General features: G+C 74.8%; 2 protein-coding genes. Both read right to left on the bottom strand.

What is annotated here, in order from left to right; translation table 11 throughout:
• Positions 1-9 precede the first annotated feature (9 nt).
• Positions 10-10173 (bottom strand): SDR family NAD(P)-dependent oxidoreductase, encoded by a 10164-nt coding sequence (locus FHX81_RS00330; protein WP_425473791.1) that lies wholly within the window; start codon positions 10171-10173, stop codon positions 10-12.
• Complete coding sequence (locus tag FHX81_RS00325; RefSeq protein WP_141974657.1) at positions 10170-23624, bottom strand: type I polyketide synthase; 13455 nt, start codon at positions 23622-23624, stop codon at positions 10170-10172. Before FHX81_RS00325 ends, FHX81_RS00330 begins: the two co-directional genes overlap by 4 nt.
• Positions 23625-23829 lie beyond the last annotated feature (205 nt).

The raw sequence follows: 23829 nt of genomic DNA, 5'->3' as shown, positions 1-23829 counted from the left end.
CTCCCCCGGTCAGCCGGACACCTCCAGCTCGTCGTCCAGTATGTCGAACAGCTCGTCGGCGGTCACCGCGTCCAGCCCGCGTGCGTCGTCGGCGTCGTCGTCCGGGTCCTCCCACCGGCTGAGCAGGGCGCGCAGCCTGCCGACGGCGTGCCGGGCCCGGTCCTTCGGTGTCGCGGCGAGCGCCGCTTCCAGTCGGGTCAGCTCCTCGTCCACCGACGGCCCGCTCTCCTCGGCGAGCAGTTCGCCGAGCAGGGCGGCGACGGCCGCCGGGGTCGGGTGGTCGAACACCAGCGTGGACGGCAGCCGCACGCCCGCCGCCGCGGTCAGCCGGTTGCGCAGCTCCACCGCGGTCAACGAGTCGAAGCCCAGCTCCAGGAACCCGCGGTCGGGCACGACCGCCGCCGGTCCGCTGTGCCCGAGCACCACGGCGACGTGCGCGCGGACCTCGTCCAGCAGCACCCGGTCCCGGTCCTCACCGGTCAGGCCGGTCAGCCGGGCCGTCAGCGCGGCCACCGGCGGCGGTTCGCGCCGGGTCCGCCGCACCAGGGCACGTGCCACGCGGGGCAGCTCGGCGGAGGTGAGGTCGAACCGCACCGGGTAGACCACCGGTGCGTCGGCGGCCAGTGCCGCGTCGAAGGCCGCCAGCCCCTGCTCGGCGTCGAACGGCAGCACGCCGCCGCGCGCCACCCGCTGCGCGTCGGCTCCGGCGAGCCGTCCGCCCATGCCGTCGGCGAGCCGCCACCAGCCCCAGGCCAGCGAACGTCCGGGCTTGCCCTCGGCGTGCCGGTGTCGGGCCAGCTCGTCCAGGAACGCGTTCGCCGCCGCGTACCCTGCCTGTCCCGCGCCGCTCAACGCGCCCGCGGCGGAGGAGAACAGCACCAGCGGCACGTCGCCGAGCAGCTCGTGCAGGTGCCAGGCGGCGTCGACCTTGGCCCGCAGCACCGCGTCCACCCGGTCGGGGGTCACCGTGGTGATCACGCCGTCGTCCAGCACGCCGGCCGCGTGCACGACACCGGTGAACGCGTGGTCGGCCAGGAGCGCGGCGACCGCGTCCCGGTCGGTGAAGTCGCAGGCCACGATCCGTGCGTCCAGCTCGGCGGCCAGGTCGGCGGCTCCGGGCGCGTCCGGGCCGCGACGCCCGGCCAGCACCACGTCCACACCCCTGGCGACGAGGTGGCGGGCCACCTGCGCGCCGAGCGCGCCCGTGCCGCCGGTGATCAGGACCGTGCCGGCCAGGTCGAGCGCGGCGGCACCGCCCTTGGCCCGGACCAGCCGCGGTGTCACCACGTCGCCGTCGCGGACCGCCCACTCCGGGGCGTCGGACGCCAGGCCCCGGGCCAGCAGGTCGGGCGTGACGCCGTCGAGGTGCGCCAGCGACACCCGGTCGGGGTGTTCGGCCGCCGCGCCGCGCACCAGCCCGGCCACCGTCGCGGCGACCAGCGGCGGTTGGGTGGCGTCGAGCGTGACGACCAGGCGGGACCGGGCGAACGTCGGCTCGGCCAGCCACTCCTGGACCAACCCCAAGACCCGGCGGGTGGCGTGCCGGACCGCGTCGGGCACGTCGGTCGCCCCGCCCTCGCCGAGCACGGCGGGCAGCAGCACGACCGGTGGCGGGTCGACGAGCGTGGACAGGTCGTCGACCGCTACCCACCGCACGTCGGCCGGCTCGACCGCCGCGGGTGCCCAGTCCAGCTCGTACAGCGCGTCCCCGGCGGCCAGGTCGCGGCTCGACACCGGGCGCGTCACCAGGCCGTCGACGGTCAGCACGGGTGTGCCGTCCGGCGCGGTCGCGACCACCCGGACGGTGTCCGTGCCGGAGACCTTCACCCGCAGCGAGGACGGCCCGGTCGCCGCGCCGGACGCGACCCCGGTCCACGAGAACGGCAGCACGGGCCCGTCCGCCGCACCGGGCAGCAGCACACATGCGTGCAAAGCTGCATCAAGCAACGCGGGGTGCACGCCGAATCCGTCGCCTTGCACTTCTTCAGGCAACGCCACCTCGGCGAACACGTCGTCGCCGACCCGCCAGGCGGCCCGCAGCCCGCGGAACGCCGGCCCGTAGTCCAGCCCGCGGTCGGCGAGCGCGTCGTAGAGCCCGGTGACGTCGACCGGCGTGCCGCCGACCGGCCAGGTCAGTGCCTCGGCGGTGCCTTCGGTGGCGAACGCGCCGGTCGCGTGGCGCGTCCAGTCGTCGCCGACGCGGGAGTGGATGGCCACGTCACGTCCGGTGACCGCCACCTGCACGGCCACCGCGCCGTCGTCGGGCAGCACCAGCGGTGCTTCCAGCGTCAACTCCTCCAGCGCCGCGAACCCGACCTGCCCGCCCGCCCGCAGCGCCAGGTCGACGAACGCCGTGCCGGGCACGAGCACCGAACCCAGCACCGCGTGGTCGGCCAGCCACGGCTGCGCCGCCACCGACAACCGCCCGGTCAGCACCACGTCGTCCCGGTCGGCCATCCTCAGCACCGCGCCGAGCACCGGGTGCCCGGCCGGGTCCTGCCCGAAGTCCGCCGCGTCCCCGACCGCCGTGCCCGCGTCCAACCAGAACCGCCGGTGCCGGAACGCGTACGTCGGCAACTCCACCCGCCGGGGCCGGTGCGGCGCGAAGAACGCCTCCCAGTCCACCGCCGCACCACGCAGGTGCAGCCGCCCGACCGCGTCGACCACGGCGTGGTCCTCGGCCCGGTCCTTCCGCTGCGCCGCCACCAACTCGAGCCCGTCGGCAACGAGACAATCCTGTCCCATCACCGCCAACACCGCGTCCGGCCCCAGCTCCAGGAACGTCGTCACGCCCGCCATCTCCAGTGTGCGCACCGCGTCCCGGAACCTCACGGCCGCCATCACGTGCCGCACCCAGTACTCGGCGTCGAACACCGCGCCTGCGGAAGGGTCCCCGCCCAGGGGATCCCTGTTTTCAACGCTACTCGAACCGTCCGACAACACCGTGGACACGATCGGGATCTGTGGATCGTTGTAGACCAAGGACGACGCGACCGCCCGGAACCCGTCCAGCATCGGGGCCATCAACGGCGAGTGGAAAGCATGACTCACCCGCAACCGCTTCGACTTCACGTCCAAGCGCGCCACCAGAGCACCCACAGCGGCCTCAGAGCCCGAGACCACGACGGAACGGGGACCGTTGACCGCGGCGATGCCCACCTCGTCCGTCAGCAGGGGCAGGACGTCGTCCTCGCTCGCCTGCAACGACACCATCGCGCCGCCGACGGGCAGCGCGGCCATGAGCCGTCCCCGAGCGGTCACCAGGCGAGCGGCGTCCGCCAAGGACAGCACGCCGGAGACATGGGCGGCGGCGATCTCACCGATCGAGTGACCGGCGAGGTAGTCGGGGCGCACGCCCCACGACGTCACCAGCCGGAACAGAGCCACCTCGAACGCGAACAGAGCAGGCTGCGTGAACTCGGTCCGATCCAACCGGTCCGCATCGCCCCACATCACCTCGCGCAATGACGGATCCAGCTCCGCGCACACCTCGTCGAAAGCCGAAGCGAACACCGGGAACGCCGAGTACAGCTCCCGGCCCATCCCCGCCCGCTGCGCGCCCTGCCCCGTGAACAGGAACGCCAGCCGACCGCCGGCCGTCGCACCGAGCGCGGTCGCGCCCGACGCCACGGCCCGCAAGCCCTCCCGCAGTTCCGGAACGTCCCGCCCGACCACGACCGCGCGGTCCTCGAACGCCGTCCGCCCGGTCAACGCCGAGTAGGCCACGTCCGCGGGCACCCGGCCGTCGACGAAGTCCAGCAGCCGAGCCGCCTGGGCCCGCACCGCCTCCGCACCGCGCCCGGACACGACCAGCGGCACGGGCAGCGCCACCGAGTCCCGCTCGACGACCGGCTCGACCGGACCGGACTCCAGGATCACGTGCGCGTTCGTCCCGCTGATCCCGAACGACGACACACCGGCACGCCGGGGCCGGTCACCCGCGGGCCACGGCACCGGTGACGTCAGCAGCCGCACCGCACCGGCCGACCAGTCCACCTCGGGTGACGGCTCGTCCACGTGCAGGGTCCGCGGCAGCACGCCGTGCCGCATCGCCATCACCATCTTGATCACCCCGGCCACGCCCGCCGCCGCTTGCGTGTGCCCGATGTTCGACTTCACCGTGCCCAGCCACAACGGCTCGGCCCGATCGGCGCCGTAGGTCGCCAGCAACGCCTGCGCCTCGATCGGATCACCGAGCGTGGTACCGGTGCCGTGCGCCTCGACCACGTCCACTTCGGACGGGCGCAACCCGGCCGTCGCCAGGGCCGCCCGGATCACCCGCTGCTGCGACGGGCCGTTCGGCGCGGTCAACCCGTTGGACGCGCCGTCCTGGTTCACCGCGCTGCCCCGCACCACCGCCAGCACGGTGTGTCCGTTGCGGCGGGCGTCCGACAGGCGTTCCAACAACAACACGCCGATCCCGTCGGACAGCCCGGCGCCGTCGGCCGCCGCCGCGAACGCCTTGCTCCGCCCGTCCCGGGCCAGGTTGCCCTGCCTGCTGAACTCCACGAACACGCCGGGCGTGGACATGACCGTCACGCCGCCCGCCAACGCCAGGTCGCACTCGCCGCGCCGCAGCGCCTGCGCCGCCAGGTGCAGCGACACCAGCGACGACGAGCACGCGGTGTCCACGCTGACCGCCGGGCCTTCCAGCCCGAACGCGTACGACACCCGCCCGGACAGCACGCTGGCCAGGTTGCCGTTGCCGAGGTAGGCGGCGAGGTCGTCGGGCACGTCACGCAGCCGCGAGCCGTACTCCTGGTACATCACGCCCGCGAACACCCCGGTCCGGCTGCCCCTCAGCGCCACCGGGTCGATGCCCGCCCGTTCGACGGCCTCCCACGCCGTTTCCAGCAGCAGCCGCTGCTGCGGGTCGGTGGCCAGCGCCTCGCGCGGCGAGATGCCGAAGAAGTCGGCGTCGAACCCGGCCGCGTCGTCGAGGAACCCGCCGGCACGCGTGTAGACCTTGCCGGGTCCGCCCGCCGGGTCGTAGAGGCCGTCCAGGTCCCAGCCGCGGTCGTCGGGGAACGCGGAGATCGCGTCACCGCCGGACGCGACCAGCCGCCACAGATCCTCGGGGGAGGTGACCCCGCCGGGGAACCGGCAGCTCATGCCCACGATCGCGATCGGCTCGTCCACCGGAACGGTTGCCACGGGCGCGACCACGGCCGGCGCGCCGCCGAGCAGGCGTTCACCGAGGTGGCCGGCGAGGGCGGCGGTCGTCGGGTAGTCGAACACCAGGGTCGCGGGCAGCCGCAGGCCGGTGGCCGCGCCGAGCCGGTTGCGCAGCTCGACCGCGGCCAGGGAGTCGAAGCCGAGCTCCTTGAACGCGCGTCGGGGGGCGACCGCGTCGAATCCGTCGTGCCCGAGCACGGCGGCCACGTGGCCGCGCACCAGGTCGACCAGTTCTCGTTCGCGGTCTTCGGCGGGCAGCGCCACGAGCCGGTCGCGCAACGCCGACGTGCCGCCGGCCGTCGAGGACGCCGATCCGCGCCGCACCCGCGACCGCACGAGCCCGCGCAGCAGCGGTGACACGCCGTCCGCCGGCCGCTGGTCCACGCGCAGGGCCGCCACCACCGGCTCGTCCTGCGCCAACGCGCCGTCGAACAGCGCCAACCCGGCCTGCTCGGTCAGCGGCAGCACGCCGCCGCGCGCGATCCGGGCCACGTCGCCGTCGGACAGGTGACCGGTCATGGCGCTGCGCTGTTCCCAGAAGCCCCACACGACGGACTGCGCCGGCTGCCCGTGTGCCCGGCGGTGCCGGGCCAGGGCGTCCACGAACGCGTTGGCCGCCGCGTAGTTGCCCTGGCCGGGGCCGCCGAGCGTGCCGGCGGCCGAGGAGAACAGCACGAACGCGTCCAGGTCGCCCGCCAGCTCGTGCAGGTGCCAGGCGGCGTCGACCTTGGGCCGGAACACGCTGTCGACGCGCTCGGCGGTCAACGCCGTCACGACGCCGTCGTCCAGCGCGCCCGCCGCGTGCACGACCGCGCGCACGGGGTGCTCGGCCAGCAACGCGGCCACCGCGTCCCGTTCCGCGAAGTCGCACGCCACGACGTGCACCTCCGCGCCCAACGAGGTCAGCTCGGCCCGCAGTTCGGCCGCACCGTCGGCTCGGGGCCCGCTGCGTGAGGCCAGGACCAGCGAGCGCACGTCGTGCTCGACCACCAGGTGCCGGGCGACCAGTGCGCCCAGCACGCCCGTGCCGCCGGTCACCAGGACGGGACCGGACCAGTGTGGGGACTCCGCCGGCGCGGTGCGCGTCAAGCGCGGCACGGCGAGGTGCCCGTCCCTGATCCGCACCTGCGGTTCGCCGGTGGCGACGGCCGCCGCGAGGTCGTCCGGTCGGGCGTCGAGCGCGTCGATCAGCACGAACCGGTCGGGGTGCTCGGCCTGCGCGGACCGCACCAGGCCCCAGGCGGTGGCCGCGGGCAGGTCCGTGCCGTCGGTCGCGCCCCACGTGACGAACGCGAGCTTGCCGGGCCGGTCGGCCTCCAACCACTCCCGCAGCAGCGCCAGGACGTGCCCGGTCACCTCGCGCGCACCGGTCGCCACGTCGTCGGCGGTCGACTCGACCACCTCGAACACCGCGTCCTCGCCCCGGTCCGGCCGGGGTACGTCGACCCACTCGACCCGGTACAGCCCGCCCGCCGCGGGCCGGGACAGCCCGCCTTCGACGGGCCGCAGCACCAGCGACTCCACCGCCGCGACCGGCGCACCGGCCGGGTCGGCCACCTGCACCGCCGAGCCCGCGAGGCGCACCCGCAGCTCCGACGCGCCGGCCGCGAACAGCGTCACCCCGCTCCACGCGAACGGCAGCCGCACCGGGCCCCCGGGCTCCTCGACCGCGCTCGACGCGTGCAGCGCCGCGTCCAGCAGCGCCGGGTGCAGGCCGAACCGCGCCGCGTCACCCCGCGCCTGCTCCGGCAGCGCCACCTCGGCGAACACCTCGTCCCCGCGTCGCCACACCGCGCGCAGGCCCTGGAACACGGGCCCGTAGCCGTAGCCCTCGGCCGCCAACCGCTCGTACCGCCCGTCCAACGCCACCGGGCTCGCACCGGGCGGCGGCCACTCGGCCAGCGAGAACGACGGCGTCACCGCCCCGGTGGCGAGCACGCCGCTCGCGTGCCGCACCCACTCGTCGGAGTCGCGCGAGTGCACGGCCAGCGAACGCCGCCCGGTCGCGTCGGGCGCGCCGACCGTGACCTGGACCTGCGTGCCCGAGCCGATGACCAGGGGCGCTTCGACGGTCAGCTCTTCGACAGTGCCGCAGCCGACTTCGTCGCCCGCCCGCACGGCCAGCTCCACGAACGCGGTGCCGGGCAGGATCACCGTGCCGGACACGGCGTGGTCGCCCAGCCACGGGTGCGTGTGCAGCGACAGCCGACCGGTCAGCACCACCTCGCCCGACCCGGGCAGGGCCAGCGCCGCGCCGAGCAGCGGGTGGTCGGCCTCGCCGAGACCGGCGGCGGTGACGTCACCCGCGCCCGCTTCCGAGGTCAGCCAGAACCGACGGCGCTGGAACGCGTAGGTCGGCAGGTCGACGTGCCGTGCGCCGGGGAACGCCCGTGCCCAGTCGACCGAGACACCGGCCACCCACGCCTCGGCCGCCGACCTCAGCACCCGGTCGAGCCCGCCCTCGTCACGCCGCAACGTGCCCACAGCCGTGCCGTCGATGCCCACCGCCAGCACCGGGTGCGGGCTGACCTCGACGAACACCCCGTCCAGCGACCGCACCACCCGGTCGAACAACACCGGCTGACGCAGATTCGCGTACCAGTACTCCGCGTCCAACACCGACGTATCGACCACCCCACCGGTCACCGTCGAGTGGAACGGCACCGACGACGACCCCGGCGTCACACCGGCCAACAACTCCAGCAACTCGTCCCGGATCACCTCCACGTGCGCCGAGTGCGACGCGTAGTCCACCGCGATCCTCTTCGCCCGCACGTCACCCGCGCCCGCGACCAGCTCGTCCAACGCATCCGGGTCACCCGACACGACCACGGACGCCGGACCGTTGACGGCGGCGATCGACACGCGCCCGGTCCACGGTTCGATCATCGCCGCCGCGTCGGATTCCGACAGGCCCAGCGACACCATGCCGCCACGCCCGGCCAGCCCGCGCGCGATGGCCTGACTGCGCAACGCCACCACCCGAGCGCCGTCCTCCAACGACAACCCACCCGACACCACAGCCGCCGCGATCTCACCCTGCGAATGACCGACCACGGCGTCCGGCGTCACGCCCAGCGACCGCCACACCTCGGCCAACGACACCATCACCGCCCACAACACCGGCTGCACGACGTCCACCCGCCGCAACGCCTCGGCGTCGTCCACGACCTCGTCGAGCTTCCAGTCCACGAAGGACCGCAACGCCCCGCCGCACTCGGCGAACCGGGACGCGAACACCTCGGACGTGGACAGGAGCTCCCGCGCCATGCCGACCCACTGCGAACCCTGACCGGGGAACACGAACACGACCGGCCGCGCGGCGGCCTCGCCCACGACCGCGTTCCCGGCCGACCCGCCCGCCGCCACGGCTTCCAGCCCGGCCACGAGCGCGGACCGGTCCCCCACCACCACGGCCCGGTGCTCCAGCGCCGCACGGGTGGTCAACGTGAACCCGACGTCGCGGGTGTCGAGCCCGTCCACGGCCGCGACCAGCCGGGACGCCTGCGCCGCCAACGCCTCGGGCGTGCGGGCGGACAGCACCCACGGCACCACCGCACCGGTCGCCGGCCGCTCCTCGGCGGCCTCGGCGGGCACTTCCTCCAGCACCACGTGCGCGTTGGTGCCGCTGATCCCGAACGACGACACCGCCGCCCGACGCGCGCGACCGGTCCGCGGCCACGGACGCGCGGACGTCAGCAGCTCCACCGCGCCCGCCGACCACTCCACGTGCGGCGACGGCCGGTCGACGTGCAGGGTCTTCGGCATCACCCCGTGCCGCATCGCCATGACCATCTTGATCACGCCGCCGACACCGGCCGCGGCCTGCGTGTGGCCGACGTTGGACTTGAACGACCCCAGCCACAGCGGCTCGCCGGTGCGGCCCTGGCCGTAGGTGGCCAGCAGCGCCTCGGCCTCGATCGGGTCGCCCAGCGTGGTCCCGGTGCCGTGCGCCTCGACGAGGTCCACGTCCGCCGTGGTCAGCCGGGCGTCGGCGAGCGCGGCGCGGATGACCCGCTGCTGGGCCTGCCCGTTGGGCGCGGCGAGCCCGTTGGACGCGCCGTCCTGGTTGGTGGCGCTGCCCCGCACCACGGCCAGCACCTGGTGGCCGTTGCGGCGGGCGTCGGAGAGCCGTTCGAGCAGCAGGACACCGACGCCCTCGCCCCAGCCGGTGCCGTCGGCCGCGCCCGCGAACGCCTTGCACCGGCCGTCGGGTGCCATGCCGCGCTGCTGGCTGAAGTCGACGAACGCGGCCGGCGTGGACATGACCGTCACGCCGCCGGCCAACGCCATCTCGCACTCGCCGCGCCGCAGCGCCTGCGCGGCCAGGTGCAGCGACACCAGCGACGAGCTGCACGCCGTGTCGACCGTGACGGCCGGGCCTTCCAGCCCCAGCACGTACGCCACGCGGCCGGACACCACGCTGGTGAGCGAGCCGCTGACCAGGTAGCCGTCCACGCCTTCGGGCACGCGGGTGAGGTTCTTGGTGTAGTCCTGGTTGACCACGCCCGCGAACACGCCGACCGAACGGCCCTTCAGCGACAGCGGGTCGATGCCGGCGCGTTCGAACACCTCCCACGACGTCTCCAGCAGCAACCGCTGCTGCGGGTCCATCGCCAGTGCCTCGCGGGGCGAGATGGAGAAGAACTCGGCGTCGAAGTCCGGCGCGTCGTGCAGGAACCCGCCTTCGCGGGTGTAGGTCTTGCCGGGTGTGGCCGGTTGCGGGTCGTACAGCCCGGCCACGTCCCAGCCGCGGTTGTCGGGGAAGCCGGTGAAGCCGTCCACGCCGTCGGCGACCAGCCGCCACAGCTCCTCGGGTGACGACACGCCGCCGGGGTAGCGGCAGCTCATCGCCACGATGGCGATCGGCTCGGCGGCCCGGTCGCGTTCGGCGCGCAGCCGTTCCGCGGTGTCGTGCAGCTCGGCGGTGACCCGCTTGAGGTAGTCCCGCAGCTTCTGCTCGGTCGACTGGGGTGCGCTCGGGTTCGACATGGTCACCGGCCCTGTCCCGCGGAGTCGCCGAAGTTGGCGTCGATGAAGTCGAACAGGTCGTCGTCGGACGCCTCCTCGATCCTCCCCGCCACGCCGCCGTCGGTCTCCGGCTCCGTTTCGGTCCACTTGGCCAGCAGCGCTTTCAGGCGCGTGCCGACGTGCGCCCGTGCGGTCACGGGCAAGGTCTCCTCGTCCGCCGTGGCGGCGGCGAAGCTGAGTTCCAGCCGGTCCAGCTCGGCCAGCAGGCGGTCGGCCGGGTCTACGTCGGGCACCAGCAGCGCGCCGAGGTGGCGGGCCAGCGCGGTGGGGCTGGGGTGGTCGAACACGACGGTGGCGATCAGCCGCAGGCCGGTGACCGCGGTCATCCGGTTGCGCAGCTCGACCGCGGCCAGCGAGTCGAAGCCCAGCTCCTTGAACGGCCGGTCCGGGCCGATCGCACTCGCGTCGTCGTGGCCGAGCACGGCGGCGACGTGCTCGCGCACCAGGTCGACCAGCAGCCGTTCCCGTTCGGCGTCGGGCAGCGGGGCCAGCCGTTGCTGCCACGCCGAGCCTTCCGCGGCGGGAGCGCTCACGGCCACGCGACGCACCGGGGTGCGCACGAGTCCGCGCAGCAACGCGGGCACGTCGGGTGCTTCGCGCAGCGCGGCCACGTCCAGCTTGAGCGGAGCGAGCACCGGCTCGCCCAGCGCCAGGGCGGCGTCGAACATCGCCAGTCCTTCCTCGGCGGTCACGCCGAGCACGCCGGAGCGCGCCATCCGGGTCAGGTCGCCGTCGGTGAGGTGCCCGGTCATGCCGCTGCGGGTCTCCCAGAAGCCCCACACCAGCGACCGCGCGGGCAGGCCGAGCGCGTGCCGGTGGCGGGCCAGGCCGTCGAGGAACGCGTTGGCCGCCGCGTAGTTGCCCTGCCCCGCGCCGCCCAGCGTCCCGGCGGCGGAGGAGAACAGGACGAACGCGGCCAGGTCCAGGTCGCGGGTCAGCTCGTGCAGGTGGCGTGCGGCGTCGGCCTTGGGTCGCAGCACGGTGTCGAGCCGGTCCGGGGTCAACGCGGTCACCACGCCGTCGTCCAGCGCCCCGGCCGCGTGCACGACGGCGGTCAGCGGGTGCTCGACCTCGCCGAGCAGCCGGGCCACCGCGGTCCGGTCGCCCACGTCGCACGCGGCGACCACGACGTGCGCGCCCAGCCCCGTCAGCTCCTCGGCCAGGTCGGCGGCGCCGGGTGCGGCGAGGCCTTGGCGGCTGGTGAGCACCAGCCGGCGCACGCCGTGCGCGGTGACGAGGTGCCGGGCCAGCAGACCACCCAGCACGCCGGTGCCGCCGGTGATCAGCACCGTGCCGTCCGGGTCGAGCGCGCGGGGCACGGTGAGCACGACCTTGCCGATGTGGCGTGCCTGCGACATGTGCCGCAGCGCCTCCCGGCCGGCGCGGACGTCCCACGCGGTCAGCGGCAGCGGCTCGGCCAGCGCCATGACCTCGGTGAGCATGCGGTGCGCGAGGTGGGGGTCGGCGTCGGGGCCGTCCGCGCGCAGCAGCCCGAACAGGTCGTAGGGCGCGTAGGCGACGCCGGGGTGCCGCCCGGTCACCTCGGCCGGGTCGCGCAGGTCCGTCTTGCCCATCTCCAGGAACCGGCCGCCGTGCGGCAGCAGCCGCAACGACGCGTCCACGAACTCGTCGGCCAGCGAGTTGAGCACGACGTCGACGCCGCGGCCACCGGTCGCGGCCAGGAACTCGTCGGCGAAGTCGAGGGTGCGGGAGGAGGCGATGTGGTCGTCGTCCAGGCCCATCGCGCGCAACGCGTCCCACTTGCCGGGGCTCGCGGTGGCGAACACCTCCGCGCCCAGGCTCCGGGCCAGTCGGACCGCGGCCGTGCCCACACCGCCCGCGGCGGCGTGCACGAGCACCTTGTCGCCCGCGCCGATCCCGCCGAGCACGACCAGGCCGTAGTACGCGGTCAGGTAGGCCATCGGGATGGTCGCGGCCTCGGCGAACGACATGCCGTCGGGAACGGGTGTGAGCAGCCGGTGGTCGGTGACGCCCAGCGGCCCGAAGCCGCCCGCCACGATGCCGGTGACCCGGTCGCCCGGCGCGAGGTCGGTGACGTTCGCACCGACCTCCAGCACCACGCCCGCCGCTTCACCGCCCAGCGCCTGCCCGCCGCGCGGCACCATGCCGAGCGTGACGAGCACGTCGCGGAAGTTGACGCCCGCGGCGCGGATCGACAGGCGCACCTCGTCCGGGCCGAGCGGCTCGGTGACGTCGGGCGCGGGCACGAGGTCGAGGGCGGCCAGGGTGCCCGCGCCGGTCGCGTCGAGCCGCCAGGCCGAGCCGTCCGGCGGCGTGAGGTCCGGTGTGGCCGGGGCGAGCCTGGGCGTCACGACCTGGCCGTCGCGGACCGCCAGCTGCGGCTCGCCCGCCTCGACCGCCCCGAGCACCGCCGCGGCGGGCAGGTCGTCGGAACCGAGGTCGAGCAGCGCGAACCGGCCGGGGTGCTCGGCCTGCGCGGACCGCACCAGGCCCCACACGGCCGCGGCGGCCGGGTCGCGGCCGTCGACCGCACCCCGGGTCACCACCACCAGCGTGGTGTCGGGCACGTCCGCCGGCCACCGCCGCACCAGCGCCAGCGCGTGACCGGTGGCCGCGCGCACGTCGCCGGTCACCGGGACCGGCGCGAAGACCACGTCCCGGCCCTGGTCCGGTTCGGTCAGCAATTCGGCGTCCGGCACGCCGAGCCGGTCGGTGCCCAGGATCGCCCACCTCAGGTCCGCCTCGCCCGTGGTCGCGGCCGGCCAGTCGAGCCGGTACAGCGGGTGGCGCGCCGCCGGGCCGGCGAGCCGCCCGGCCGGTCGGGTGATCAGGGACGCCACCGAGGCGACGGGCGCGCCGGTGGTGTCGGCCGCCCACAGGGCCAGGCCGTCGCCGTCCGGCGCGAGCCGCACCCGCAGCGTCGACGCGCCGGTGGCGGCGAGCGTCACGCCGGTCCACGCGAACGGCAGCCGCACGCCCTGCTCCCCGCCCGTGAAGTGCACGGCGTGCAGTGCCGCGTCCAGCAACGCCGGGTGCAGGCCGAACGCGCCGCCGTCCACGTCGTCGGGCAACGCGACCTCGGCGAACACCTCCCCGCCGCGCCGCCACGCCGCCCGCAGGCCCCGGAACACCGGGCCGTAGCCGTACCCCTGCTCGGCGAGCCGGTCGTACAGGCCGTCCACGGTGACCGGCTCGGCGCCGGCGGGGGGCCACTCGACCAGCTCGAACGCACCCGGAGTCGCCTCCGACAGGGTGCCGGTGGCGTGGCGGGTCCACTCGCCGTCCTCCGGTGCGGAGTGGATCTCGACCGTGCCGCGGTCGTGCACCACGACCTGGAGCCGCAGCGCGCCGGTCTCCGGCAGCACGAGCGGCGCTTCCAGCGTCAGCTCCTCGACCGTGCCGCGGCCGACCTCGTCACCCGCCCGCACGGCCAGTTCCACGAACGCGGTGCCCGGCAGCACGACCGTGCCGGACACGGCGTGATCCGCCAGCCACGGGTGGGTCTTGAGCGAGAGCCTGCCGGTCAGCACCACGTCGCCCGCGCCGGCGACCGGCACCAGCGCACCGAGCAGCGGGTGGCCGGGCGTGCCGAGACCGGCCGCGGACACGTCGGCCGCGTCCTCGGCGGACTCCAACCAGTACCGCTGCCGCTGGAACGCGTAGGTGGGCAGGTCGACCCGTCGTGCGCCGGGGAACACCCGTGCCCAGTCGACCGCGACACCGGCCACCCACGCCTCCGCGGCCGACAGCAGCACGCGGTCGAAGCCGCCTTCATCGCGGCGCAACGTGCCGACCGCCGTGCCCTCGATGCCCACCGCCAGCACCGGGTGCGGGCTGACCTCGACGAACACGCTGCCGTCCAAGACCCGCGTCACCCGGTCGAACTGCACGGTCTGCCGCAGGTTCGCGTACCAGTACTCGGCGTCCAGCGCGGCCGTGTCGATCAGCTCACCCGTCACCGTCGAGTAGAACGGCACGTCACCGGACCGGGGCGTGACGTCGGCAAGCAGCTCCACCAGCTCGTCCCGGATCGCCTCCACGTGCGCGGAGTGCGACGCGTAGTCCACCGCGATCCTCTTCGCCCGCACGTCACCCGCGCCCGCGACCAGCTCGTCCAACGCATCAGGATCACCCGACACCACCACGGACGCCGGACCGTTCACCACGGCGATCGAGATCCGCCCGGCCCACGGCTCGACCATCGCCACCGCGTCGGCCTCGGCCACCCCGAGCGACACCATGCCGCCACGACCGGCCAAACCTCGGGCGATGGCCTGACTGCGCAACGCCACCACCCGCGCGCCGTCCTCCAGCGACAACCCACCGGAGACGACAGCCGCCGCGATCTCGCCCTGCGAGTGACCGACGACCGCCTCCGGCGTCACGCCCAGCGACCGCCAGACCTCGGCCAACGACACCATGACCGCCCACAAGACCGGCTGCACGACGTCCACCCGCTGCAACGCCTCGGCGTCGTCCACGACCTCGTCGAGCTTCCAGTCCACGAAGGACCGCAATGCCTGGCCGCACTCGGCGAACCGGGACGCGAACACCTCGGACATGGACAGGAGGTCGCGGGCCATGCCCACCCACTGCGAGCCCTGACCGGGGAACACGAACACGACCGGCCGGGTCGTGGCGGTGCCGACGACGACGTTCGCGGCCGACCGGCCGGACGCCAGCGCTTCCAGGCCTGCCCGGTCCGTCACGACGGCCCGGTGCTCCAGCGCCGCACGGGCGGTCAACGACAGGCCGACGTCGACCGGGTCCAGCCCGTCGACGGCCGACAGCAGGCGGGACGCCTGGGCTGCCAACGCCCCCGACGTGCGGGCCGACAACACCCACGGGGTCACCACGTCGTCCGAGGGCCGTTCCGCCGCCACTTCGGCGGGCACGTGCTCCAGCACGACGTGCGCGTTGGTGCCGCTGATCCCGAACGACGACACTGCCGCCCGTCGCGGCCGGTCCACCGCAGGCCACTCCCGAGCCTCGGTCAACAGCTCGACCGACCCCGCCGACCAGTCGATGTGCGGCGACGGCTCGTCCACGTGCAACGTCTTCGGCAACACACCGTGCCGCATCGCCATCACCATCTTGATCACACCACCGACACCCGCCGCCGCCTGGGCATGACCGATGTTCGACTTCAACGACCCCAACCACAACGGCTCGTCCCGACCCTGGCCGTAGGTCGCCAACAACGCCTGCGCCTCGATCGGGTCACCCAACGTCGTACCGGTGCCGTGCGCCTCCACCGCGTCGACCTCCGGAGCGGACAGCCCGGCGTTCGCCAGGGCCGCCCGGATCACGCGCTGCTGCGACGGACCGTTGGGCGCGGTCAGCCCGTTGGACGCGCCGTCCTGGTTCACCGCGCTGCCGCGCACCACCGCCAGCACGTGGTGGCCGTTGCGGCGGGCGTCGGACAACCGCTCCAGCAGGAGCATGCCGACGCCCTCGGACCAGCCCGTGCCGTCCGCCGACGCGGCGAACGCCCGGCACCGGCCGTCCGCCGACAGGCCGCGTTGCCGCGAGAACTCCACGAACGTGTCGGGTGACGCCATCACCGTGACGCCGCCCGCCAACGCCAGGTCGCACTCGCCCTGGCGCAGCGCCTGCGCCGCCAGGTGCAGCGACACCAACGACGAACTGCACGCCGTGTCCACCGTGACCGCCGGACCTTCGAGCCCGAACGTGTAGGCGAGCCGCCCGGAGACGACGCTGCCCGCGTTGCCGGTGCCCACGTACCCCTCGACGTCGTCCGGCACGCTGCGCAACCGTGCCGCGTAGTCGTGGTACATCACGCCCGCGAACACGCCGGTGCGGCTGCCGCGCAGCGACGTCGGGTCGATCCCGGCCCGCTCGAACGCCTCCCACGACGTCTCCAGCAGCAACCGCTGCTGCGGGTCCATGGCCAGCGCCTCGCGCGGCGAGATCCCGAAGAACACCGGGTCGAACTCGTCGGCGTCGTGCAGGAACCCGCCGTGGCGGGCGTAGGTCGTGCCGGGCCGGTCGGGGTCGGGGTGGTAGAGGCCGTCGAGGTCCCAGCCCCGGTTGTCGGGGAACGGCGAGATGCCGTCCGCACCGGCGGCCACCAGCCGCCACAGGTCCTCGGGTGAGGCGACGCCGCCCGGGTAGCGGCAGCTCATCGCCACGATCGCGATCGGCTCGTCGACCGGGGCGGACGCCGGGGTCGGGCCGACGGCGAGCCGGTGGCCGAGCAGTTCGTCGCGCACGTGGTCGGCCACGGCGGCGGCGTTCGGGTAGTCGAAGATCAGCGTGGCGGGCAGCCGGAGCCCGGTGGCGGCGTTGAGGCGGTTGCGCAGCTCGACCGCGGTGAGCGAGTCGAAGCCGAGGTCGGCGAACGACCGGTCGACGTCACCGGCGGTCGAGGCCTTGCCCAGCACGGCGGCGACCTGCGCCCCGACCAGGTCGCGCACCTCGCGGTCGCGCTCGGCCTCGGGCAGGGTGAGCAGCCTGCGGGCCAGGGTGCCGTCCACGCCGGACGCCTCGCGTCGTGCGGGGAGCCGGACCAGGTCGCGCAGCATCGGTGGCACCGCGCCGGACGTGCGCAACGCGGCCGGGTCGAGCTTCGCGGCCACCACGGCGGGCGGACCGGCGAGCGCCGCGTCGAAGAACGCCAGCCCTTCGTCGGTCGAGAGGTTCACCACGCCGGACCGGGTGAGCCTGCGGACACCGGTGGCGTCCAGCCCGGCGGCGAGGCTGCCGTCCTCGGTCCACAGGCCCCAGGCGACCGACACGGCGGGTTGTCCGTTCGCGCGGCGGTGGTGCGCCAGGGCGTCGAGGAAGACGTTCGCGGCGGCGTAGTTGGCCTGGCCCGCGCCGCCGAGCGTGCCGGAGACGGACGAGAACACCACGAACGCGCTCAGGTCGGTGGTCAGCTCGTGCAGGGTGAGCGCGGCGTCGACCTTGGGCCGCAGCACGGTGTCGAGCCGGTCGGGGTCCTGCGCGGCCAGCACGCCGTCGTCCAGGACACCGGCGCTGTGCACGACGGCGCGCACGGGGTGGTCGGCCAGCAGCGCGGCCACCGCGGACCGGTCGGCCACGTCGCAGGCGTGCAGCGACACGTCCGCGCCCAACGTCTCCAACTCGGCCACGAACTCCTTGGCGCCCGGTGCTTCCGCGCCGGACCTGCTGGTCAGCAGCAGGCTGCGGACGCCGTGGGACGTGACGAGGTGCCGGGTCACGACGCGGCCCAGCGCACCGGTCGCCCCGGTGACCAGGACCGTCCCGTCGAACGTCACCGGCGGCGCGGTGCGCGCCTTCACCAGGCGTGGCGCGAGGAGCTCGCCGTCGCGGACGGCGACCTGCGGTTCGCCCGTGCCGAGCGCGGCGGCCAGCAGGGCGTCGTCGTCCAGGTCGACCAGCACGAACCGGTCGGGGTGCTCGGTCTGCGCGGACCGGACCAGCCCCCACACGGCGGCGTTCGCCAGGTCCGGCACGTCCTCGTCGCCGACCGCGACCGCGCCGCGCGTCACGAACGCGAGCCGGGTGGTGGCGAACCGGTCGTCGGCCAGCCACTCCTGGAGCGCGCGCAGCGCCTTGGCCGTGGCGGCCCTGGTCGTCCGCGGGAGCGGTCCGTCCTCGGGGGCGCACCGCACCACGACCGTGTCGGGCAGCGGGTCGGCCGCGTGGTCGGCCCACGTGACGTCGTCGAGGGCGGTCACCGGGGTCCAGCCGACCTCCAGCAACGCCGGGCCGCCGAGGCCGCGCAGCTTGTCCGGGTCGATCGGCCGCAGCACGAGCGAGTCGACCGACGCCACGGGCCGGCCCGCCGGGTCGGCGACCAGGATCGCCACCGAGTCGGTGCCCACGCCGGACAGGCGGACCCGCAGGGCGGACGCGCCGGTGGCGTGCAGCGTGATCCCGGACCAGGCGAACGGCAGGTCCAGCGAGTCGGACCCGCCCGTCACGTTCAGCGCGTGCAGCGCCGCGTCCAGCAGCGCCGGGTGCAGGCCGTAGCCGTCGACGTCCTCCGGCACGACCACCTCGGCGTACACCTCGCCACCGCGCCGCCAGGCCGCCCGCAGCCCCTGGAACGCGGGGCCGTAGCCGTAGCCGCGTTCGGCGAGCCGGTCGTACAGGCCGTCCACGGGGACGGGGGACGCTCCGTGCGGCGGCCACTGCGCCAACGACTCCGGTTCGCCCGGTCGGGCCGCCACGAGTGCGCCGGTCGCGTGCCGGACCCAGCCGTCCTGGTGGGAGTGCACGCCGACGGTCCGCCGCCCGGACCCGTCCGGCGCGTCGATCACCACCTGCACCTGCACGGACCCGGTCTCGGGCAGCACGAGCGGCGCTTCGAGCGTCAGCTCCTCGACGGTTGCGCAGCCGACCTCGTCGCCCGCCCGCACGGCCAGTTCCACGAACGCGGTGCCGGGCAGGATCACCGTGCCGGACACCGCGTGGTCGGCCAGCCACGGCAGCGTGCGCCGCGACAAGCGGCCGGTGAGCACGACCTGGTCGCCGCCCGCGACCGACACCAGCGCGCCCAGCAGCGGGTGGGCGGCCTCGCCCAGGCCGGCCGCGGTGACGTCGCCGGCGGTGGTCGTCGCGCCGTCGAGCCAGTACCGCTGCCGCTGGAACGGGTAGGTGGGCAGGTCGACGTGCCGTGCGCCGGGGAAGACCCGCGCCCAGTCGACCGCGACACCGACCACCCACGCCTCGGCCGCCGCTTGGAGGAACCGCCGCCAGCCGCCCTCGTCACGCCGCAACGTGCCCACAGCCGTGCCGTCGATGCCCACCGCCAGCACCGGGTGCGGGCTGACCTCGACGAACACCCCGTCCAGCGACCGCACCACCCGGTCGAACAACACCGGCTGACGCAGATTCGCGTACCAGTACTCCGCGTCCAACACCGACGTATCGACCACCCCACCGGTCACCGTCGAGTGGAACGGCACCGACGACGACCCCGGCGTCACACCGGCCAACAACTCCAGCAACTCGTCCCGGATCACCTCCACGTGCGCCGAGTGCGACGCGTAGTCCACCGCGATCCTCTTCGCCCGCACATCACCCGCGCCCGCGACCAGCTCGTCCAATGCGTCCGGGTCACCGGAGACGACCACCGAGCCGGGACCGTTCACCGCCGCCACCGACACCCGGCCGGACCACTGCCCGATCAGCTCACGGGCCCGGTCGTCGGACACCGACAGCGACACCATGCCGCCACGACCGGCCAGCCCGCGCGCGATGGCCTGACTGCGCAACGCCACCACCCGCGCGCCGTCCTCCAACGACAACCCACCCGACACCACAGCCGCCGCGATCTCACCCTGCGAATGACCGACCACGGCGTCCGGCGTCACGCCCAGCGACCGCCACACCTCGGCCAACGACACCATCACCGCCCACAACACCGGCTGCACGACGTCCACCCGGCGCAGCGCGTCCTCGTCGTCGACGACGGCGGTGAGGTCCCAGTCCACGAAGGACTTCAGTGCCTGGCCGCACTCGGCGAACCGGGCCGCGAACACCGGCGACTCCTGCAGTTCGCGGGCCATGCCGACCCACTGCGAGCCCTGGCCGGGGAACACGAACACGACCGGCCGGTCCGGTGCCGCCTCGCCCACGGTCGCGCCGGTCAGGTCGCGCAGCCCGGCCACCAGGTCGGCCCGGTCGCCGACGACCACGGCCCGGTGCTCGAACGCGGTCCGGGTGGTCGCCAGCGACCAGCCCACGTCCTCCGGCGACAGCCCGCCCTCGGCCAGCGGCGCGAGCCGTTCCGCCTGGGCGGCCAGCGCTTCGGGTGTGCGGGCCGAGACGACCCACGGCACGGTGCCGTCCGACGGGCGGGCCTCGGCGACGGGCTCGGGCGCGCCTTCCAGCACGACGTGCGCGTTGGTGCCGCTGATCCCGAACGACGACACCGCCGCCCGCCTCGGCCGGTCCACCGCAGGCCATTCCCGAGCCTCGGTCAACAGCTCGACCGACCCCGCCGACCAGTCGATGTGCGGCGACGGCTCGTCCACGTGCAACGTCTTGGGCAGCACACCGTGCCGCATCGCCATCACCATCTTGATCACACCACCGACACCCGCCGCCGCCTGGGCGTGACCGATGTTCGACTTCAACGACCCCAGCCACAACGGCTCATCCCGACCCTGGCCGTAGGTCGCCAACAACGCCTGCGCCTCGATCGGGTCACCCAACGTCGTGCCGGTGCCGTGCGCCTCCACCGCGTCGACGTCGGCGGTGGTCAGACCACCGCTCGCGAGGGCGGCGCGGATCACGCGCTGCTGCGACGGGCCGTTGGGCGCGGTGAGGCCGTTGGACGCGCCGTCCTGGTTGGTCGCGCTGCCGCGCACCACCGCGAGGACGGGGTGGCCGTTGCGGCGGGCGTCGGACAGCCGCTCCAGCAGGAGCATGCCGACGCCCTCGGACCAGCCCGTGCCGTCCGCCGAGGCGGCGAATGCCTTGCACCGGCCGTCCGGTGACAACGCGCGCTGCCGGGAGAACTCGACGAACACCTGCGGCGACGACATGACCGCGACGCCACCGGCCAACGCCAGGTCGCACTCGCCCTGGCGCAACGCCTGCGCCGCCAGGTGCAGCGACACCAACGACGAACTGCACGCCGTGTCCACCGTGACCGCCGGGCCCTCCAGCCCGAGAACGTAGGCCACGCGGCCGGACGCGACGCTGCCCGCCGCCGCCGTGCTCAGGTAGCCCTCCAGGTCCTTGGGCACCCGGTCGAACCTCGCGGCGTAGTCGTGGTGCATGAGACCCGCGAACACGCCGGTGCGGCTGCCGCGCAGCGACGTCGGGTCGATCCCGGCCCGCTCGAACGCCTCCCACGACGTCTCCAGCAGCAACCGCTGCTGCGGGTCCATCACCAACGCCTCGCCGGGCGCGATGCCGAAGAACAGCGGGTCGAAGTCGGGTGCGCGGTGCAGGAACCCGCCGTGCCGGGCGTAGGACGTGCCGGTGCGGTCGGGATCGGGGTCGAACAACGCGGCCAGGTCCCAACCCCGGTCGTCGGGGAACCCGGACCGGGCCTCCGCGCCGTCCGCGACGAGCCGCCACAGCTCCTCCGGTGACGTCACGCCGCCCGGGTAGCGGCAGCTCATCGCCACGATGGCCACGGGGTCGTCCGAGGCCGCGGTGGTCGGGGTGGTGACGCGGGCGGGTGCGTCGGCGACACCGGTCAGGTCGGCGCGCAGCCGCCGGGCCAGGCGGCGGGAGGTCGGGTAGTCGAACGCCACCGTCGCGGGCAGCTCCAGCCCGGTGACGGCGGCGAGCCGGTTGCGCAGCCGCACAGCCGTGACCGATTCGAGCCCCAGCTCCTTGAACGCGCGGTCCGCGCCGACGCCGCCCTCGACGGCGTCACCGAGCAGCTCGGTCACCTCCGCCCGGATCAGGGCCAGCAGCTCGGCTTCCTGCTCGCCCGGCGACAACGCGCGCAGCCGCCCGGACAGCTCCGAGCGCACGGCCTCGTCGGCGGCGGTCCACGCCATCGCCTCGGTGTCCGGCCGGGGCCGCACGGCCCGCAGCACCGGTTCGCGCGCCAGCAGCGCCGCGTCGAGCAGGGCCGGGAGGTCGGTCACGTCGTGGGCCGCGGTCACGTGCACCGACCCGGGCCGCTGCCGGACCGCCGCGACGGCCGCCTCGCGGTCGGGGTCGTCCACGGCGGACAGCACGACCAGCCGCACGTCGCTGGCCGGCTCGGGCAGGTCGGCGGCCGGTCCGATGTGCACGACCACGTCGACCGGTTCGCCGGCGGCACGCACGACCCGCACGCCGTAGCCGGCCGTCAGGTGGTCCGCGATCCAGGCGTCACCGCTGACCAGCACGGTCATGCCGGGCGCCAGTCCGGCGTCGGCGTGCAGCGCCACCGGTGCGGCCGCCTCGTCCGGGCCGACCAGCGCCTCGTGCCGGCCCGTGCCGGTGGCCAGCAGCCGGCGGGGCAGGTCCAGCAGCTCCCGGCGGACGATCTTGCCCGACGGGGTGCGCGGCACCTCGCCGATCCGGTACACCTCGTCGGGCACCTTGTAGTAGGACAGGCGGGCCCGGCACTCGGCGAACAGGGCACGCGCGTCCACGCCGCCGGCGGCGGGCACGACCAGCGCGACCGGCACCTGGCCCAGCACCTCGTGCGGTTTGCCCGCGACCGCGACATCGGCCACGCCGGGCACGGCCCGCAGCACGTCCTCGACCTCCCCGGGGTGGATGTTCTCGCCACCCCGGATGATCAGCTCCTTGATCCGACCGGTGATGGTGAGGTAGCCGGACTCGTCGCGGCGGGCCAGGTCGCCGGTGTGGTACCAGCCGTCGGTCAGCACCTCGGCGGTCGCCTCGGGCTGGTCGTGGTAGCCGAGCATGACGTTGGGGCCGTTGACCCACAGCTCGCCCTCGTCGCCCGCGGGCACGTCCAGGCCGGTGTCGGGGTCGACCAGGCGCACGCTCAGGCCGGGCAGCGGCAGGCCGCACGAGCCGGGCACGCGGTGGCCGGTCGGCCAGTTCGTGGTGATCGGGCCGCAGGTCTCGGTCGTGCCGAGGCTGTCGATCAGCGAGACGCCGAAGACCTCCTCGAACTCCTGCCCCAGCGCGGCCGACGCCACCGAGCCGGCGGTCAGGCACATGCGCAGGGCGGTGGCGGGCGCGCCCCGCTCGCGGGCGGCCTGCACGAGCTGGTGGTACATGGCGGGCACGGCGGCGAGGAACGTGAACGGCTCCTCGGCCAGCGCGTCGAGCACGGCGCCCGCGGAGAAGCCGTCCATGATGCGGGCGCTCGCGCCCACGGCCAGGACGCCGAGCACGCCGAGGTGGTGGCCGAGGCAGTGCGACAGCGGCAGCGGCCACAGCACCCGGTCGGTGTCGGAGAAGCCGAGGATCGGGGCGTAGCAGGCGGCGATCGTCCACAGCGAGTTGCGGGTGGTGGACCGCACGCCCTTGGGGTTGCCGGTGGTGCCGGACGTGTAGAGCAGGAAGCCGGGGTCGTCCAGGCCGAGGTCGTCGCGGGCGGGCTGCGCCGGGTCGGTGGTCGCGAGCGCCTCGAACGACCCGACGCCCGGCACGTCCTCCCGGGTGACGACGACGCGGGCGTGCCCGGCGACCCGCAGCACCTGGTCCAGCCGGGTGGGGTCGGTGATCACGAGCGTCGCGCCGCTGTCGCGCAGCAGGTGGTCCAGCTCGTCGTCGCTGGTGCGCGGTTTCACCGGCACGCCGACGCCCGCGGCGCGCGCCACGGCCAGGTAGCTCTCGGCCATCTCGACGCAGTTGCCGGTGTAGAGGGCGGCGCGGTCGCCGCGTCCCAGGCCCAGCGCGGCGAAGTGGCCCGCCAGGCGGGCGGTGCGCCGGTCCAGGTCGGCGTAGGTCACCTCGCGCCTGCCGTCGGCGAACGCCACCCGGTCGCCGTGCCGGGCGGCTCGCGTGCGCACCAGTTCGGACAGCGGCCGGAGCAGATCGGTGCGCAGCACGCCACCACACCCCTCAGAATTGTTTTCCCAGCACGAATCAGCCAGACCCGGGCCCCCACGCCCGACTCGGGCGAGCCTAGCCCGGCTAATGTGGTCACCCCAGCTCCTACCGCTTCCGGGAGCACCCCTAACAAACCCCTACGCCCTCCCCTGAATGGACGTGGGGCCCTCAAGGCGGACGGGTCGTCGCGATAGTCATTGCTCC

The sequence above is a fragment of the Saccharothrix saharensis genome (genome assembly GCF_006716745.1).
Taxonomy (GTDB): Bacteria; Actinomycetota; Actinomycetes; order Mycobacteriales; family Pseudonocardiaceae; genus Actinosynnema; species Actinosynnema saharense.
Note: the sequence above shows the minus strand (reverse complement) of the source record. Positions and strands in the feature narration are given on the sequence as shown.